Origin of the sequence: Arthrobacter sp. zg-Y179 (assembly GCF_020907345.1) — a bacterium.
GTDB lineage: Bacteria > Actinomycetota > Actinomycetes > Actinomycetales > Micrococcaceae > Arthrobacter_B > Arthrobacter_B jinronghuae.
This window is the reverse complement of sequence record NZ_JAJJOB010000014.1, coordinates 129475-147174: the sequence shown is the minus strand read 5'-3', so window position 1 is coordinate 147174 and position 17700 is coordinate 129475. Positions and strand designations below refer to the sequence as shown.

Genomic DNA, 17700 nt, shown 5'->3' with positions numbered 1-17700 from the left:
AGACGGAAGGGAAGTGCTGTCCCTTCGATCTTAGATGCCGCGGACCCGGGCAGGATTACGGTGCCGGTGCAGGTGCCTCCGGAGGCATCACGGGAGGTTCGAAGCTGAAGGTCATGCCCAGCAGCCAGACCAGCAGCAGCACCACCGGGAGATGGATGGTGAACTGAAGGAAGGTGAATCCCACCAGGTCCCGGGCGCGCAGTTTCAACACCGCCAGCAGCGGGAGCATAAAGAAGGGGTTCACCAGGTTCGGCAGGGCCTCGGCAATGTTGTAGATCTGCACGGTCCAGCCAAGGTTCATTTCGACGTCGGTGGCGGACTGCATCACGTAGGGCGCTTCCACCAGCCACTTCCCGCCGCCGGAAGGGACAAAGAGGCCGAGGATGGCGGTGTAGACGGCGATGACCACGGCAAAGCCGCCGCCGGAACCGATGCTGGTGAAGAACTCGGCCAGATGCTCGGAAACGGTCATGCCGCCGGACCCCTCGGCCTTGGTCAGGATGGCCGCCATGGCCGCATACAGGGGGAACTGCACCAGGATGCCGGCCGTCGCCGGAACGGCTTTGGTTACCGCCTGGAGGAAGTTGCGCGGGGTGCCGTGCAGCACCAGGCCCAGGATCAGGAACACCAGCAGATAGCCGTTCAGGCTCGAGATCACGGTCAGGAAGGGCTTGGTCAGGAACTGCGATACCAGCCAGCCGACGGTGAGCAGGCCGAGCAGTACCGGCAGGATGCGGCTGTACTCCAGCCACTCGCCGGGCCGTTCGCGCTGGGCCGCCGGTTCCGGGGAATCGTCCAGGTCCACGCCGAGGTCCCGCGCAGTGCGGATAGCAGCCCCGCGCGGAGCGGAGAAGTGGGCGATGACGGTGGTCAGCGCGATCAGGATAGCGCAGGTCAGGAGGGACTGCCAGGTGAAGATGGTTTTGCCGAAGTCGAGCACCCCGGTGATTTCCAACAGCGCGGGCGGCAGGGAGGCCGCCGTCGCCTGCAGCTGCGCGGCGGAGGAAGAGAGTCCCAGCGCCCACACGGCTCCCAGCCCCATAAACGCCGCGGCACCCAGGGCACGGTAATCCACCTGGAGGTCGCGCCGGCGGGCAATCGCCCGTGCCAGCAGACCGCCGAAGACCAAGCTGAGCCCCCAGTTCAGGAAGGACACGGACATGGACAGGAACGCAACAAAGCTCACGGCGGTGGCCGCTGTCTGCGGAACAAGCGCCAGCCGTGCAATCAGCCGTGCCACCGGCGGGGACGTAGCCACGGTGTAGCCGGTAAGCACCACCATCGCCATCTGCAGGGTAAAGGCCGTGAGGTCCCAGAAGCCGTTCCCGAAGGAGTCCACCACGGCCTGCGGCGAGGAACCGTTCAGCAGGGCCGCCAACGCGACCAGAACCACGCCGCCGAGGGCGAAGACATACGCGTCCGGGAACCACTTCTCCGTCCACCGGGCCATCACCTGGGCTACGCGGGCCAGCCCCTTCTCGGACGGTGCGGAGGTGCTTTTGGCAGCGGTGGTCATAGGGAACCTCGAATCTTCGGTTGCAGCGGCGAAACCGATTGATGCGGAAGTGAAAAGTGATGCAGGTCACCAGCACGCTAGGGGCGGCAGGGGAGCGGTGTCAATTCCCCGCGCCGGCGGCGTTTCACGGGCTAGGTGCCGGGAGGTATCGGATTTGCATCGGCTTGCGAGAATAGAGGGGTGACTGTTTTATCTCCGGAACTCAAGCTTGAGCTTCCCCCGCTGCAACTAGGCCCGATCACCGTGGACACCCCGGTGATCCTGGCACCCATGGCCGGCATCACCAACAAGGCCTTCCGCCGGCTCTGCCGTGAATACGGGGGAGGGCTGTACGTGACTGAGATGGTCACCTCCCGTGCCCTCGTGGAACGCTCGCCGGAATCCATGCGGATCATCAAGCACGACGACGACGAAAAGGTCCGTTCCGTCCAGCTCTACGGTGTGGACCCCAAGACCGTCGGTGCAGCCGTCCGCCTCCTGGTCGAGGAGGACCGCGCCGACCACATTGACCTGAACTTCGGCTGCCCGGTCCCCAAGGTCACCCGCAAGGGCGGCGGTTCGGCCCTGCCGTGGAAGCTGGACCTGTTCACCGCGATTGTGCAGACAGCGGTGAAGGAAGCCTCCCGGGGCAACGTGCCGCTGACCATCAAGATGCGCAAGGGCATTGACGAGGACCACCTGACCTTCCTTGACGCCGGGAAGATCGCCCGCGACTCCGGCGTGGCTGCCGTGACCCTGCACGGCCGTACGGCGTCGCAGTTCTACTCCGGCAAGGCCGACTGGTCCGCCATCGCGGAACTGCGCGAAGCCCTGCCGGACATGAACGTCCTGGGCAACGGCGACATCTGGTCCGCAGAGGACGCCATCCGCATGGTGCGCGAAACCGGTGTGGACGGCGTCGTCATCGGACGCGGCTGCCAGGGCCGCCCGTGGCTCTTCGGGGACCTGGAAGCCGCCTTCGAGGGGAGCACCGAGCGGCACCGGCCCGGATTGAAGCAGGTGTCCGACAGCGTGTACCGGCATGCCGAACTGCTGGTGGAGACCTTCGGCGACGAAGTGATTGCCCTGCGCGACATCCGCAAGCACATGGCGTGGTACTTCAAGGGCTACGTAGTCGGGGGAGACCTCCGCGCTAAACTGGCGACGGTACCGTCCCTGGCGGTCCTCCGTGAACTGCTTGACCAGCTGGACCCCGATGCTCCGTACCCCGGCACAGACGCCGAGGGGCCGCGCGGACGGGCCGGAACACCCAAAAAGACAGCGCTGCCGGAAGGCTGGCTGGACGGGCGGGAACTCAATGCCGCCCAGAAATCCATCATCTCCGCAGCTGAACTCGACGTATCAGGCGGCTAAAGCAACCCATGACCTTCCCGCAGGCAGTAGAAACCGCAGGCTATACCGAAGTTGACCTGGCCCGCTGGGTATCGGAACCGGCTAAAAACACCAACCGCACGCAGTTCGGCCGCGACCGTGCGCGGGTGCTGCATTCCTCCGCGCTGCGCCGGCTCGGTGCCAAAACCCAGGTGGTCGCCCCGGACACGGACGACTTCGTCCGTACCCGGCTGACGCACAGCCTCGAAGTGGCGCAGGTGGGCCGGGAACTGGGCAATGCGCTCGGCTGCGATCCCGACGTCGTCGACGCCGCGTGCCTGTCCCATGACCTGGGGCACCCGCCCTTCGGCCACAACGGCGAGACCGCGCTGAACGATATTGCTCATGCGATCGGCGGCTTCGAAGGCAACGCGCAGACGCTGCGGCTGCTGACCCGGCTGGAACCGAAGATCATTGCTCCCGACGGCACGCCCGCCGGGCTGAACCTGACCCGCGCCAGCCTGGACGCCGCCACCAAATACCCGTGGTCCATTGCCAACGCTCCGCTGGTGAACGGGCACCGCACCACGAAGTTCGGCGTGTACGAGGATGACCTGCCCGTCTTCACCTGGCTGCGCGACGGTGCCCCGGACGGCCGGTCCTGCCTTGAAGCGCAGGTGATGGACCTGGCGGACGACATCTCCTACTCGGTGCACGACGTCGAAGACGCGATTGTGGCCGGCCACGTCCAGCTCAAGTGGCTGGACAATCCCGACCAGCGTGCCCGCGTGGTCGGCTACACGCAGCAGTGGTACCTGCCCGGCGTCGAGGCCGCCGCCATTGATGCGGCCCTCGCCCGGCTGGAAGCCACCAATGTGTGGGTGCGCGAATCGGACGGCAGCCGCCGTGCGATGGCGGCGCTGAAGGACATGACCAGCCAGCTCATCGGCCGGTTCTGCAACAGCGCCCTCGAAGCGACGCGCGGCATCTACGGCACCGATCCGCTGACCCGGTACAACGCCGAAATGGTGGTCCCCGAGGACACCCAGCTGGAAATCGCCGTCATGAAGGGCCTGGCCACCACGTTCGTTATGACCACTGACCAGCGCCAGCCGCTGTACGAACGCCAGCGTGAAATCCTCACGGCCCTCGTCGCCCAGCTCTCCGCAACCGGGGATAAGCATCTGGACCCGATGTTCGCCGCCGATTGGCGGGACGCGGCCGACGACGGCGCCCGGCTCCGCGTCGTCGTCGACCAGGTGGCCTCGCTGACGGACGGTTCGGCACTCGCCCTCCACGAGCGGCTGGTAGGTCCGGTTCCGGCGCTCTGGTAGGGATTGCGGTCAGCTCTCTGGCGGTGGGGTGCTTGCCCCGTTAGCCTTTGGCGCGGGGTGGTCCAGCGTCCGGTGATTCACTATCGCCGGGCGGTCGGCCGAACACGCGTACCCGAGGACCGCCATGAGCACACAGCAGTCAACCCGTTCCCGTAAGCTACGTCGCGTCAGGAAAGAAAGCCGACGGTTCCACTCTCGGAGCCTCCTGGTTTTCCTGCTAGGCCTGGCGATGTTGCCGCTGGGGCTGCCCGCGCAGGCCGCCCTGGATCCCGGGCCTCTTCTTGGTGCGCCTCCTGCCAACAACTCGAACACTGACATCGTGATCACCTCGCTGGGTGCCGGGACAAGGGTGTCGGGAGGGCTGCCGCCCCTGGGGCAAACCTGGCCCATTGACGCGTATCCCGCCGGTGTTCCGGCCGGGTACCAGACGGAAAACGTCAACTTTGCCGGCATCATCAATACCCAGGACGCCAGCGGCACCACCACTGCCGAGATGTACTGCATCGACCTGCGCACCTCCACGAGAACGGGAATCGGCTACGAAAACGGCTCGTGGGATGAGTCCAACGTTCCCAACATCGGGTACGTCAACCGGATCCTGAACACCTACTATCCGAGTACCAACCTTCCGGCAGGCAACGTCAACAACAAGGCCGCCGCAGTGCAGGCTGCCATTTGGTTCTTTACGGACGGGTTTGTCCTCAATCGGCAGAGTTCTCTCTACTCGACCGTCGCCGGGATAGTGAACGACACCATCGACGCCGGTCCCCTGGAGGAGCCAGACCCTCCGGCGATCGCAATTACTCCGCCCACTACCGGAGCACCCGTGACCGGAGTGGCAGGGCCGCACACGGTGACGTCGGAAGCGGACGAAATCGAAGTAACGGTGGATGAGGGGTTCAGCCTCTACGCCGACGCCGACGGGACCGTTCCGTTGAACAGTCCGGTGCCCAGCGGAACGCAGATCTGGGTGCGCAGCGACACGGGCGCAACGGGACCGGCAAACCTTACGGCCAGGGCCGCGGTCACCGTACCCACAGGCAACGTCTATCTCTACGACGCGGCAACACCGGGGGTGGACAACGCCCAGAAGCTGATCCTGGCTGTCACGCGGGAACTCAGCTCCAATGCGACGGCAGCCGCAGCCTTCACCGAGGTGGGCTCCCTTACCGTCACGAAGACGATTGCCGGTCCGGCCGCCGGTAACCAAGGCGCCGTGGTCATTAATATCGACTGCGGCACCGGGAGCCAGTTCACTTTCACCATCGAGGCGGAAGCGACAGGTACGCCTTCGCAGACCTTCGACGACATTCCGGCAGGCTCCACCTGCACCGTCACCGAACCGACACCCGGAACCAATGACAGCGTCCAGGTCAGCACCATCCTGCCCGGCGCCGTCACCATCGTGTCCGGAACCACTGCGACGGCGGCGGTCACCGACACCTATACCTTTACGCCGGGAACGCTGGTAGTCACCAAAACCAACACCGGGGAGGCGGCCGGGGCCCAGGGCGAGGTGACGATCTCCGTGGTCTGCACCCTGGACGGGACCACCGTGCTGGACACCACGGTCACCATCCCCGCGGGAACCATTACTCCGGAGGCTGCCGAATTCCCCGACCTGGCTACCGGAACCAGCTGCACCGTGACGGAAACAGCCGATGGTTCAAGCGACGCAGTGGCCGTTACGGTGACCGGGGAAGGGACCGTAACGGTTCCGGCCGCAAGCAGCGTTACTGCCGCCCTGACCAATGACTACACCTTCACTACGGGCACCCTCGCTGTCCGAAAGGACATCGCCGGCCCCGGGGCGGGCAGACAGGGCGTTGTTACGCTGCAGGTAACCTGCACCGCTGCAGGCGCGACGGTCCTGAACACGACCGTGACCGTTGCGGCCGGCACCACGGAACCGACCACCGAGGAGTTTGAGGACCTGCCTGCGGGAGCCGCCTGCACGGTCACCGAGACCGCCAACGGCGCCACCACCGAGGTCAGTGTGGAAACCGTGGTTGATCCAGCGGGCGGAACTGTCACCGTCCCCGCGGGCGACGGCGTGGAGGTCACAGTGACGGATACGTACACCGTGAATCCCGGGGCCCTGATAGTTGACAAGGTGATTGCCGGCCCGGCAGCCCGGGAGCAGGGTCCCATCACGGTCGAGGTCGTCTGCACCGCCGACGGAGAAGAGGTGATCCGCGAGGACATCACCATTGAAGCAGGCGCCGGAGGAACCGTTCCCGGCACTGTCAGTGGAATCCCGGAAGGTGCGAGTTGCGCTGTCTCTGAACCCGCAACGGGTGAAACGCCTGCAGTGGGTGTCACCGTGGAGCTGCCTGAGGATGTGACCATAGCCGCCGGGCAAACGGAGGAAGCTACCGTCACCAATACCTACGCGGTGAACCCGGGCTCCCTGACCGTCACCAAGGTCATTGCCGGTGATGCGGCAGGAAACCAGGAGTCCGTGGAGGTCGCTGTCCTGTGCACCCTGGACGGGGTGACGGTGTTCGAGGAGACCTCGCAGGTTCCGGCCGGAACCACCGAAGACGTGGGCGCGGTGTTCTCGAATATCCCGGCAGGCGCCTCCTGCGCCATTACGGAACCGGTGACCGGGGCCACCGCCGCCGTCACCGTGGACACTGATGTGCCCGCCGACGTCGAAATACTCGCAGGCGATACCGTCGACACCACCGTGACGAATACCTATGCGTTTCTCCCGGGCACGCTTGCCGTCACCAAGGTCATTGCCGGTGAGGCTGCGGGGGAGCAGGGGGAGATTATCCTGCAGATCCGGTGCGGCCCGGACGGTTCGGTGCTGGATGAAACCGTGAGCATTCCCGCCGGCGCCACGGGGGACGTGACCGCTGAATTCGGCGGTCTGGCTGCGGGCAGTGAATGCACGGTGACGGAGACAGCCAGCGGGGCCACGTCTGCGGTGCAAGTGGTCTCGGCCCTTCCGGCTCCGGTCACCATCCCGGCCATGGGTACCGCCACGGCAGAGGTGTCCAACACGTTCAGCTTCGTAGCGGGTTCGGGTTCCGCGGATCGGCCGGCGCCGGCCGGGTACAAGCCGAGCCGGCCGTACCTGCCTGCTACCGGCTTGGAGGTATCCGCCGGTGCCTATCTGGCGCTGGGCGCAGGGCTGTGCCTGATCGGCGGCCTGGGGATCTTCCTCGGCCGGCGTCCTAAAGAGGAGAACTAAGGGAACCGGATATCGGAGGCGTTCGGTGCCCGCGGCTTCATTCGCGGACGCCGAGCGCCTCTTCCCCGCTTTGCCGGGGCTTCCCGGCCGGTTTGGCCGGGAAGAATAGACTGGATGCTATGGCCGGACTGATCAAGCGTGAAGACATCGATGAAGTGCGGCTGCGCACTGATATCAAGGCCGTGATCGACGGTTATGTGACCCTGAAATCGGCGGGTATCGGCTCCTTCAAGGGGCTGTGCCCCTTCCACGACGAGCGCTCGCCGTCCTTCCACGTCCGCCCGCAGGTGGGCACGTACCACTGCTTCGGCTGCGGTGAGAGCGGCGACGTCATCTCCTTCGTGCAGAAGATGGACCACGGCACCTTCTCCGAAACGGTGGAGAAACTCGCCGCCCGGCTCGGCTACGAACTGCACTACGAAGACGGCGGCACCGGACCCCGCCGCGAAGACGTGGGCAAGCGCCAGCGCCTGCTGGATGCGCACAAGGTGGCGGCGGAGTTCTTCCGCAGCCAGCTCGGCACCCAGGGCGCCGCCGCTGCCCGGAACTTCCTCCAGGAACGCGGCTTCGACCCGGCAGCAGCGGAGCACTTCGGGGTCGGCTACGCACCGCAGGGGTGGGATTCGCTGCTCAAGCACCTCACGTCCAAGGGCTTCACCCGCGAGGAACTGGCCGAAACCGGAATGTTCTCCACCGGTTCGGATGCTTCCCGGTTCTATGACCGCTTCCGGGGCCGGCTGATCTGGCCCATCCGCGACCTCACCGGTGCCGTGATCGGCTTCGGCGCGCGCAAGCTCTACGAAGACGACCAAGGCCCCAAGTACCTCAACACTCCCGAAACGCCGCTCTACAAGAAATCCCAGGTCCTCTACGGCATCGACCTGGCCAAACGGGACATTGCCAAAACCCGGCAGCTGGTGGTCGTGGAAGGCTACACCGACGTTATGGCATGCCATCTGGCCGGCATCACCACCGCCGTCGCCACCTGCGGCACCGCCTTCGGCACCGACCACATCAAGATCGCCCGCCGGCTGCTCTCCGACGACGGCACCGGGGGGGAGGTCATCTTCACCTTCGACGGCGATGCCGCGGGACAGAAGGCAGCACTGCGCGCCTTCGAAGAGGATCAGCGCTTCACCGCCCAGACCTACGTGGCAGTGGACCCCAACGGCATGGACCCGTGCGACATCCGCCAGACGCACGGCGACTCCGCCGTCGCCGAGCTGATCGCTTCCCGGCGTCCGCTCTTCGAGTTCGCTATCCGCTCCACGCTGCGCAAGTTCGATCTCAACACCGTGGAGGGCCGCGTTTCCGCGCTGCGCGCCGCGGCACCGGTGGTGGCGGACATTCGTGACCCGGCCATGCGTCCGGCCTATGCCCGGGAACTCGCCGGGTGGCTGGGCACCGACGTCGACGACGTCAGCCGGGCGGTCAATGCCGCAGCCAAGCGCGGAACAGCGGGGACCGGCGGAGACAATGCCGGACAGGCAGCACCGGCCGGACGGCGCCAGGAAGGGCAGCAGACCCGGCAGCAATACGGCCAGCGAGGCGGCCAGCAGGGCGGGGGCCAGCAGCAATACGGCCAGCAGCGAGGGGGCCAGCAGCAGTACGGCCGGCGCGATGAGCAATCCCCGCGGCAGTGGCAGGGGCAGCAGAACGAGCAGCAGCAGCCGGAGCCTTCATCCGGGTTCAGCCGTCCCAACCCGAGTGATCCCGCTGCCCGGATGGAACGGCAGGCGCTGGAAGTCGCCCTGCAGCAGCCGGGCATGCTCGACGCCGGACAGTGGGAACGCTTCAAGGCCGCCCGGTTCACGGTTCCGGCCTATGTTGCTGTCCACGACGCGATCCGTGCCGCGGGGGAAGCCGGAACCGCGCCGGCATCCTGGGTGGAACGGGTCCGCGAGGAACTGCCGGAGCCGCTGCGGGGTTTCGTCAGCGAGCTGGCCGTGACGCCGCTGCCGGCCCGGGATGCCGATGCGCTGGCACTGTACTGCCGGGACATTTTGAACCGGCTCTTTGAGCTGCAGGTGACGCACCTCAAGGCCGAAAAGCTGGGGCAGTTGCAGCGCCTGGACCCCAACGCCGATCCGGAACTGTTCCACCAGCTCAATCGTGAGCTCATGGAGCTGGAGATGCAGCGACGGGCACTGCGGGGAGACCAGTAACCGCCCGGACTCCTCCGGCAGGGTGCCGATTTCGTTTCGGCGCGGAATCTCTGTAAAGTAAAACCTGCCGCTTTCCCCCGTAGCTCAATTGGCAGAGCATTCGACTGTTAATCGAAGGGTTACTGGTTCGAGTCCAGTCGGGGGAGCAACTAAGAAGGCCCCTGATCTGCAGCTATGCGGATCGGGGGTCTTTTTTGTGCTGCCCGAGCTCACCAAGATTGGCACCGAGCCCGGCAGCGAGGACGTGCGCCTGGGCCAGCGGCATCCACCAGCAGGTCCAGGCCGCGGGCGGCCCGCCGTGCTCCGGATCCGGCTCTCCTGCGTCCCAGCGGGCGGCCGGATCCATGGAAGGGACTTCCATCGAGAAGAAGTGCCGGGCGGCAGTCTCATGGCGCATCGGCCGCAGGTCGTACCGGGACTCGCCGAGATATGCCGAGACCTTGCCGGGTAATCTGGTTTCCTCCTGCAGTTCGCGGACTGCAGCATCGGCCGGCTCTTCACCGGGCCGGATAGTTCCCGCCGGGACCTGTACACCCGTGACTTCCAAGGGCACTCCCTTATGGGTGAAAACCAGCAGATGGTCCTGCTGTACCGCATAGCAGACGACTTTCCGGACCTGTTTGACCATGCGCAACTGTCTCACGTCCTCCGTATCCGCAGCCCAACAGCGCGCGGAGCGGCCTTGGTTCGGAAGCACCGGGAACTTCCTGTATAGTTGAGGACGCCGCTTTCCCCCGTAGCTCAATTGGCAGAGCATTCGACTGTTAATCGAAGGGTTACTGGTTCGAGTCCAGTCGGGGGAGCCAGCAAAGGGTCTGTGACCGGGTTTTCCCGTGTCGCAGGCCCTTTTTCGTGCGAACTCCAGCGGTCCTCCCGCAGTTTGTCGGGATACCTGCACTTTGTCCGGTTTCCTGCGATGCGCGGTGCAGCGATCTGCACAAAACGCAGGGATCCGGACAAAGCGCGGGGAAGCACGCTGGCCGGACCTCGCGCGGCGCCACCCCGCCGTTCCAGCCGCAGCGGCGGCCGCTTCCGGGTAGCCGCCTCTGCCCGCGCCGGAGCCGGAAACCTGTGAGGTGAGCGACACCGGGCTGGTTCTTCCCGCCCGGTTCCGATTCCCCGGCGGGACGGCCAGCCCCGCGCCCGGGCCGCAATTCAAGGGCCGGGACCTCGACTTGGTGCGGATGGTTGTCCAGCCTTTCTGCTCCTGGAGGCGCACTCCGGCTACCGTGCATGAACAAGCATGCTTAGTGTTATGCGTAGGCTTAAGTGTTTTGACACCAGTCACGTGTACGCAGCTAGTTTGAGTAGAAAACGAGGAACGGTCGATGGGCGCGACGCAGCCAGGACCTAACAAAGGCGGATCCGAACGGGTGGCCCACCCCGGCAAGGTGATTGGTGTCACCGTTGCCGCAGCGGTGGGCGGATTGCTCTTCGGGTTCGATACCGCAGTGATCAACGGTGCGGTGGATGCCATCGGCGAGGAATTCACGCTCAGCCCGGGCATCCTGGGCTTTACCGTGGCCATCACGCTGCTCGGCTGTGCTGCCGGTGCATGGTTTGCCGGCCAGCTGGCGGACAAGCTGGGCCGGAAACTGGTTATGGTCGGTGCCGCGGTGCTGTTTGCGGCCAACTCCGTGGGATCGGCACTGGCCTTCTCTGAGTGGGACCTCATGCTCTGGCGGCTGGTCGGCGGCCTGGCCATCGGTACCGCGTCCGTCATCGCCCCCGGTTACATTGCCGAAGTTGCACCCGCAAAATGGCGCGGTGCGCTGGGTTCAGTCCAGCAGCTGGCAATCACGATCGGTATCTTTGCCGCCCTGCTCTCCGACGCCTTCCTGGCGAACACCGCAGGCAGCGCGCTCGGTGAACTGTGGTGGGGCCTCCCGGCCTGGCGCTGGATGCTGCTGGTCGGCGTCGTCCCCGCCATCGTCTACGGTGTCCTGGCACTCACCATTCCGGAATCCCCGCAGTACCTGGTCCGGAAGAACCGCGACGCGGAAGCCGCCAAGGTGCTCACCACCATCTCAGGCGTGACGGATACGGACCGCAAGATTGCCGACATCCGCGACAGCTTCAAGAGCCCGCAGCCGACGTTCCGGGACCTGCGCGGTCCCAAGTTCGGGCTCCAGCCCATCCTGTGGGTCGGTATGGCCATTGCCGCATTCCAGCAGCTGGTCGGCATCAATGCGATCTTCTACTACTCCACCACTCTGTGGCGGTCCGTGGGCTTCAGCGAAAGCGATTCCTTTACGACGTCGGTGATCACCTCGATCGTGAACGTCGTGATGACGCTGGTTGCCATCGCCTTCGTGGACCGCATCGGCCGCCGCAAGCTGCTGATGATCGGCTCGGCCGGTATGTTCGTGGGCCTGCTGGCAGCCACGGTTTCGTTCTTCCAGGCCGTGGACGTAGACGGCGAAGTCTCCCTCCCCGGTATCTGGGGTCCGGTTGCCCTGGTGGGCGCGAACCTGTTCGTGGTCTTCTTTGCGGCGACCTGGGGGCCGGTCATGTGGGTCACCCTGGGCGAGGTCTTCCCGAATAACATCCGGTCCCTGGCCCTGGGCCTGGGCGCGATGGTCAACTGGATCTTCAATTTCATTGTTACCCTTGCCTTCCCGTGGGTCAGCGATAACTTCGGGGTCTGGATCATGTACGCCATCTTTACCGCGTTCGCGGTGCTGTCCTTCTGGTTCGTGAAGACCAAACTTCCCGAGCTGTCCGGCCGCGAACTCGAGGACCGCGAGGGCCTCGAAACGTCCTGACGCGCAGCTGGTGCGGATGGGCAAACTGATAACACTGAGGAGAATGGTAATTTGGGGTTATGGCAACGGTGAATACTGAACAGGGGACGGAGGCTGGGCGCATGAACCGCTCCGCTAGCACTCGGACACAGCGAACGGCGGGGAGCTCGTCGCTGGTTGGGCTGGCGAAAGTCATGGCCCGCCTGACGCCGCGTCAGCTGAATGACGAGTTCGCCCTCGCCACAGCCGAAATGAAGCAAAAGGGCATCAAGGCCGGCATTGCTGCCGCGTTTATGGTGGTGGCGCTGCTTATGGTCGCCGCGCTGGCCATTTCGCTGCTGGTAGCCGGCATCCTGGCACTGTCGCTGGTTCTGCCGGGCTGGCTGGCCGCCCTGCTGGTCGCCGCACTGTTCCTGGTGATCGCAGGCATCGCCGGATTCATCGGCTACAGCCGCTTCAAGAAGACCCTCCCGCTGCTTCCGGAGGAAGCCATCCGCGGCATCCGCTACGACGTCGGCGTGCTGAAGGAAGGCCGCAGCTTCGATCCGGACACGCTGGACAAGCCCAAGGAACCGAAGGAAAAGAAGGACAAGAAGGCCGAGAAGGACGAGAAGCCTGAAGGTCCGAAGCAGCCCACTCCGGAGGAACTGCGCACCCGTGCGCGGCAGCGCCGCGAGCACCTCGCTGCGGTCCGTGACGGGCTCGGCGAGAAGGTGGACGTCAAGGCCCGCATCCAGGAGCTCAAGTCCCGCCGTGCCGCTGCAGCCCGCGGCAAGGAAGACAGCACCGCCGGTCCCTCCACGGCCGACGACGTGCTGGCCATGATCAAGGAACGCTGGCAGCCGCTTTCGGTAATGGCTGCCTCCCTGCTGGCACTGCTGCTCATGTCCCGTCGGCTCGCGCGAAAGTAAGCTGTACTCGTACATCTTTGACGAGGGGAACGGACCGTGATCAGATTTATCGGTGCCGGAACGCGTCCCGATACGGAAATAACCGTATTGGAACGGTTCTGGACTTTACCGAATCTGGTCACGGTCCTTCGCTTTCTCGGTATCCCCCTGTTTGTGCTGTTCATCAGCCAGGACCGGTATGGGAGTGCGTTCCTCACCTTGGTGGCAGTGGGCTGCACGGACTGGATCGACGGCTATCTTGCCCGCAGGCTGAACCAGGTCTCCGCTGCCGGCCAGTGGCTGGATCCGGTCGCCGACAGGCTCGCACTGATCATTGTGGCCGCCACCTTTGTGGCAGACGGCATCGCACCGGTCTGGTTGATCCTGAGCATCGCCATCCCCGACGCCGTCCTGATCGCCAACTCCCTCCTGCTGTTCCGGGGAAACCCCGACCTGCCGGTGAGTATCGTCGGGAAAATCCGCACCGCGTTGCTTCTGCTGGGTGCACCCCTGCTGCTGCTGGACCGGGTGGAGGGATTTGACCATCACTGGCTCGCTGTTTCCGGTTCCGCCGTGCTGGCACTGGGCTGCATCGGCCACATCGTGGCAGCCGCCGGATACCTTGTCGCAGCGTGGCGCAAATACCTGCACCAGCGCGGGCTGGTCCCGGCCGGAACCGGAACCGGTCATGCACCCTAGGACGGAGTCCGTTACCGCGGACCGCACGGCAGCTCCTGGACCGGGCCGATGGTAGGTATCGCGGTAGCCTGCGCCCTGGCCAGCGCCTTCTTCCTTGCCTTCGGTGCCCAGCGCCAAGGCAGTGCAGTCAAGGCGGACACGGGCGGACTGGGGCTGAACTCCTCCCAGATCAGCCGTCTGCTGCGCAACCCGCGCTGGCTTTTCGGTCTCTTACTGCTGGGGACCGGCATGGCCCTGAACGTGGCCGCACTGTCGATGGCGCCGCTGACGGTGGTGCAGCCGATCGGTTCCATCGCGCTGGTCATTACGACCGTAGTGAATTCACGGGACCAGGGCCTGCACATGAACCGGATTACGGTTGCGGCGATTACCGCGTGTGTGGCCGGCAGCATGCTCTTCGTGTCGCTGGCCATCATGGTCACCCGGTCGGAGCAGGTGGTGGAGCCGCGTCAGGAAGTGACAATTGTCCTCATTCTCGCCGTCGTCGTGATCTTCTTCGGTGGCCTGAACGTGTTCTTCGGGAAACGGCTCCGGGCTATTGCGCACATCCTCGGTGCCGGCATCCTGTTCGGCTTTGTTGCAGTCCTGACCAAGGTGATTGCCGGGGACCTGCTCAACCCGAACGGCCGGTTCCTGCTGAACGTGCCCTGGTACACCATCGTGGCGATCGCCGCTGCCGGTGCCCTCGGTTCCTGGTTCGTGCAGAACGCCTATTCCAGCGGCCCGCCGGACCTGGTGATTGCGGGGCTGACGGTAATCGACCCCATGGTGGGAATCGCCATCGGCATTGGAGTCCTGCACGAATTGCGGCCGGATGTTCCGGCCGTGGCCGCGGTGGCCATGTCCGTGGCGGCCTTGATTGCTATTGTTGGGGTCGTTGCCCTCTCGAGGTATCACCCTGACGTTATCCAGCGTCGGAACGAAGAGCGGAGGCGGCAAAAGCCCGTTTCAAAAAATCCGAAAGCAGGACCTACAACGTGACCGACGCCCCGGTAGACAAACCGCTGACTGTCCTCATCGCTTGTGACACGTATCCTCCACACCTGAACGGCGCCGCGCAGTTCGGCTACCGGCTGGCCCGCGGGATGCACGGGCGTGGGCACAACGTCCACGTACTTGCTCCCAATGATGTCAACGGCGGCAGCCGCAGCGACCTAGAGGGGGAGTGGCCGGTCCACCGGCTCCGTTCCCACGGGGTCCCTACCCACGAATACTGGCGGATCTGCCTGCCTTGGGAGATCAAAAAGGAAATCGCGCTGCTGTTCGATCGGGTGCAGCCCGACGTCGTGCACATCCAGTGCCACTACATGGTGGGGGAGTACACGCTCTACGAGGCCCGTAAGCGCGGTATCCGCGTCATTGCGACCAACCACTTCATGCCGGCGAACCTGGATCCGTTCCTGCCTTTCCCCAAGTGGGTGAAGCGGATCGTCGCGACCAACTCCTGGAAGGACATGGGCAAGGTGATGGGCCAGGCGCAGGTGGTCACCACGCCGACGCCGCTGGCTGCCGAGGCGATGTACCGCCACGCCTTCCTGCATGACGTGATGCCGCTGTCCAATGGCATCGACGCGTCGGTTTACGAGTTGCATGACGGAGAGCAGATTCCCCCGCACGAAGCTCCCACCGTTCTTTTCGTCGGCCGGCTGGCTGAAGAGAAGCACGTGGACGTGCTGATCGACGCCGTAGCGAAGACTCCGGCCCACCTCGGGGTGCGGGCGGAGATCATCGGCGGCGGCGAGGTCCGGACCGCGCTGGAAGCCCAGGTCCAGCGGCTGGGGCTGCAGGGCCGGGTGGTCTTCCGCGGGTTGGTCTCCGACGAAGAGCTGCGGGAGGCGTACCTCAAAGCCGACCTGTTCTGCATGCCGGGTACCGCGGAGCTGCAGTCGCTGGTGACGCTGGAAGCTATGTCGGCGTCGAAGCCCGTGCTGCTGGCCGATGCGATGGCGTTGCCGCACCTCGTGGACAAGGGACGCAACGGCTACCTGTTTACGCCGGGTGACAGCTCAGAGCTGGCCGGGCGCATCACCGAAATCCTGGAACTGCCCGCCGACGAGCGGGAGAAAATGGGCCGGACCAGCCGCGAGATGGTGGACCGGCACAGCCTGGAAGCCACGCTGTCCACCTTTGAAGATCTCTACCGCGGGGATCCGGGGAAACGCGTCAACGCGGGCTGATTGGTTGTCCAGTCCCCGGACCCACTAGGATGGCATCGTTGCCTCTTGGGCACCCGGGGGCTGTAGCTCAGCTGGTCAGAGCAGCGGACTCATAATCCGTGGGTCGTGGGTTCAAGCCCCACCAGCCCTACCCTGTGATGAGTCGTGGACATCGTTCCGTCGCGACATAAGTAACACCCCGGTCTTCGGACCGGGGTGTTTTCTTTTGCCTGGCAATACCGGCGAAGCGCTTTAGCCGCCGGGTGGGCATCGGTTGTACAGCTGACGGGGCTACGGGGCCCGGATAGGCCCGTTATCTGTACTACGAGTGGGTCAGAGCCGCAGCACGCCGTCGGAGACAATTTTCCGCAGACGTTGTGATCGTTGTTACTGGTGGGTAACATGGGCTCAGCCGGTTCCCGGATGGGCACCAGCGGATCACCGATGATCAGCAGCTAAGGACATTTTTCCATGGGAATTATCGACGTCGACAACCTTCCGTACCCGGACGGCGACTTCTACGCATTCGAGGACCTGCTCACCGACAAGGAGCGCGACCGCCTGCACGAGATCCGTGCCTGGCTTGCCGCCGAGGTCAAGCCGCATGCCGCTGATTGGTGGAACGCCGGGGAATTCCCGCACCACATGATCCCCAAGATTGCCGAACTGGACGTTATGAGCCCGGTTTACCGACAGGGCTACTCCAACCTTTTCGCCGGCCTCTGCCATGCAGAGATGACGCGCGCGGACACGTCCTTCGCCACCTTCATGGGTGTCCACGACGGTCTCTTCACCGGATCCATCGAGGCCCTGGCCTCCGAGGAGCAGAAGGCAGCCTGGCTGCCGGACATCTACGCCATGAAGAAGATCGGCGCCTTCGGCCTGACGGAACCGCTGGGCGGATCCGACGTTGCCGGCGGCACCCGCACTACCGCCCGCCGCGAGGGGGACAACTGGATCCTCAACGGCGAAAAGCGCTGGATCGGCAATGCGACGTTCTCCGACTGGGTAGTTATTTACGCCCGCGACCTTGAGGACAACCAGGTTAAGGGTTTCCTGGTGGACACCAAGACCCCCGGCTACACGGCTACGAAGATTGAAAACAAGATCGCCCTGCGTACGGTCCAGAACGCGGACATTGTCCTCGACAACGTGGTGGTGAGCGATGACTTCCACCTCAAGGGCGCAAACAGCTTCCGCGACACCAACAAGGTCCTGAAGGTCACCCGTCTGGCCGTGGCGTGGCAGGCCGTGGGACAGCAGATGGCTGCCTTCGACGTCGCCCGCAAGTACGCGGTTGAGCGCAAGCAGTTCGGCAAGCCGCTGGCATCCTTCCAGCTGGTGCAGGAACAGCTGGTGAAGATCCTGGGCAACACCGTCGCCTCGCTGGGCATGATGGTCCGTCTGGCGCAGCTCGAAGACCTTGGGCAGGCCAAGGACGAACAGTCTGCCCTCGCCAAGGCCTTCACCACTGCCCGTATGCGCGAGTCCGTTGCACTGGGCCGCAGCATCCTGGGCGGAAATGGCATTGTCACCGACTACGGCATGGCTAAGATCTTCGCTGACGCGGAGGCCATCTACTCGTACGAAGGCACGTACGAGATCAATACCCTGGTTACCGGCCGGGCGATCACCGGAGTGGCTGCGTTCGTATAGCCCCTTTCGGAATCAACGTCCGCTAGACCA

Annotated in this window: 12 protein-coding genes and 3 tRNA genes; 13 read left to right on the top strand and 2 right to left on the bottom strand. The window is 64.8% G+C overall.

From position 1 onward, the window contains the following. Window positions 1–55 precede the first annotated feature (55 nt). Complete coding sequence (locus LOC56_RS15820; RefSeq protein ID WP_229953217.1) at window positions 56–1516, bottom strand: short-chain fatty acid transporter; 1461 nt, start codon at window positions 1514–1516, stop codon at window positions 56–58. A 180-nt stretch (window positions 1517–1696) separates the two neighbouring features. On the opposite strand from LOC56_RS15820, the gene dusB reads away from it, so the two are divergent. From dusB to LOC56_RS15795, 5 genes are all read left to right on the top strand, one after another. Then, the gene (gene dusB, locus LOC56_RS15815) at window positions 1697–2869 is read left to right on the top strand and encodes a tRNA dihydrouridine synthase DusB (RefSeq protein ID WP_229953216.1); all 1173 of its coding nucleotides are present in this window, start codon (window positions 1697–1699) and stop codon (window positions 2867–2869) included. An 8-nt stretch (window positions 2870–2877) separates the two neighbouring features. Then, entirely contained in the window at window positions 2878–4161 is a 1284-nt protein-coding gene (locus LOC56_RS15810) for a deoxyguanosinetriphosphate triphosphohydrolase (protein WP_229953215.1), read from the top strand. Window positions 4162–4390: 229 nt separating this feature from the next. Continuing rightward, on the top strand, window positions 4391–7360 hold the full coding sequence (locus LOC56_RS15805; protein ID WP_229953214.1) for a thioester domain-containing protein: 2970 nt from the start codon (window positions 4391–4393) through the stop codon (window positions 7358–7360). 119 nt (window positions 7361–7479) lie between these two features. Further along, entirely contained in the window at window positions 7480–9525 is a 2046-nt protein-coding gene (dnaG, locus tag LOC56_RS15800; RefSeq protein WP_229953212.1) for a DNA primase, read from the top strand. Between the two features lie 73 nt (window positions 9526–9598). Next, window positions 9599–9671: transfer RNA gene (locus LOC56_RS15795), tRNA-Asn, on the top strand. A 26-nt stretch (window positions 9672–9697) separates the two neighbouring features. On the opposite strand, the gene LOC56_RS15790 is transcribed toward LOC56_RS15795, so the two are convergent. Then, window positions 9698–10153, bottom strand: coding sequence for an NUDIX domain-containing protein (locus tag LOC56_RS15790; protein ID WP_229953211.1), 456 nt, complete (start codon window positions 10151–10153; stop codon window positions 9698–9700). Window positions 10154–10255: 102 nt separating this feature from the next. Between LOC56_RS15790 and LOC56_RS15785 the strand changes: the two genes are divergently transcribed. From LOC56_RS15785 to LOC56_RS15750, 8 genes are all read left to right on the top strand, one after another. After that, window positions 10256–10331: transfer RNA gene (locus tag LOC56_RS15785), tRNA-Asn, on the top strand. Window positions 10332–10853: 522 nt separating this feature from the next. Beyond that, on the top strand, window positions 10854–12290 hold the full coding sequence (locus LOC56_RS15780; protein WP_229953210.1) for a sugar porter family MFS transporter: 1437 nt from the start codon (window positions 10854–10856) through the stop codon (window positions 12288–12290). 101 nt (window positions 12291–12391) lie between these two features. Beyond that, window positions 12392–13180, top strand: coding sequence for a phage holin family protein (locus tag LOC56_RS15775; RefSeq protein WP_229953209.1), 789 nt, complete (start codon window positions 12392–12394; stop codon window positions 13178–13180). 36 nt (window positions 13181–13216) lie between these two features. Next, window positions 13217–13858: a CDP-alcohol phosphatidyltransferase family protein gene (locus LOC56_RS15770; protein ID WP_331460964.1), complete on the top strand. Its 642-nt coding sequence runs from the start codon at window positions 13217–13219 to the stop codon at window positions 13856–13858. A gap of 48 nt (window positions 13859–13906) precedes the next feature. Further along, window positions 13907–14839 carry a DMT family transporter gene (locus tag LOC56_RS15765; RefSeq protein WP_229953208.1) on the top strand — a complete coding sequence of 311 codons (933 nt, stop codon included), beginning with the start codon at window positions 13907–13909 and terminating at the stop codon, window positions 14837–14839. After that, window positions 14836–16035: a glycosyltransferase gene (locus LOC56_RS15760; RefSeq protein ID WP_229953207.1), complete on the top strand. Its 1200-nt coding sequence runs from the start codon at window positions 14836–14838 to the stop codon at window positions 16033–16035. The genes LOC56_RS15765 and LOC56_RS15760 overlap by 4 nt, the downstream gene beginning before the upstream one ends. A gap of 56 nt (window positions 16036–16091) precedes the next feature. Beyond that, window positions 16092–16165 (top strand) — tRNA-Ile (locus LOC56_RS15755). Between the two features lie 320 nt (window positions 16166–16485). After that, entirely contained in the window at window positions 16486–17670 is a 1185-nt protein-coding gene (locus tag LOC56_RS15750; RefSeq protein ID WP_229953206.1) for an acyl-CoA dehydrogenase family protein, read from the top strand. The last annotated feature ends 30 nt before the right edge of the window (window positions 17671–17700 follow it).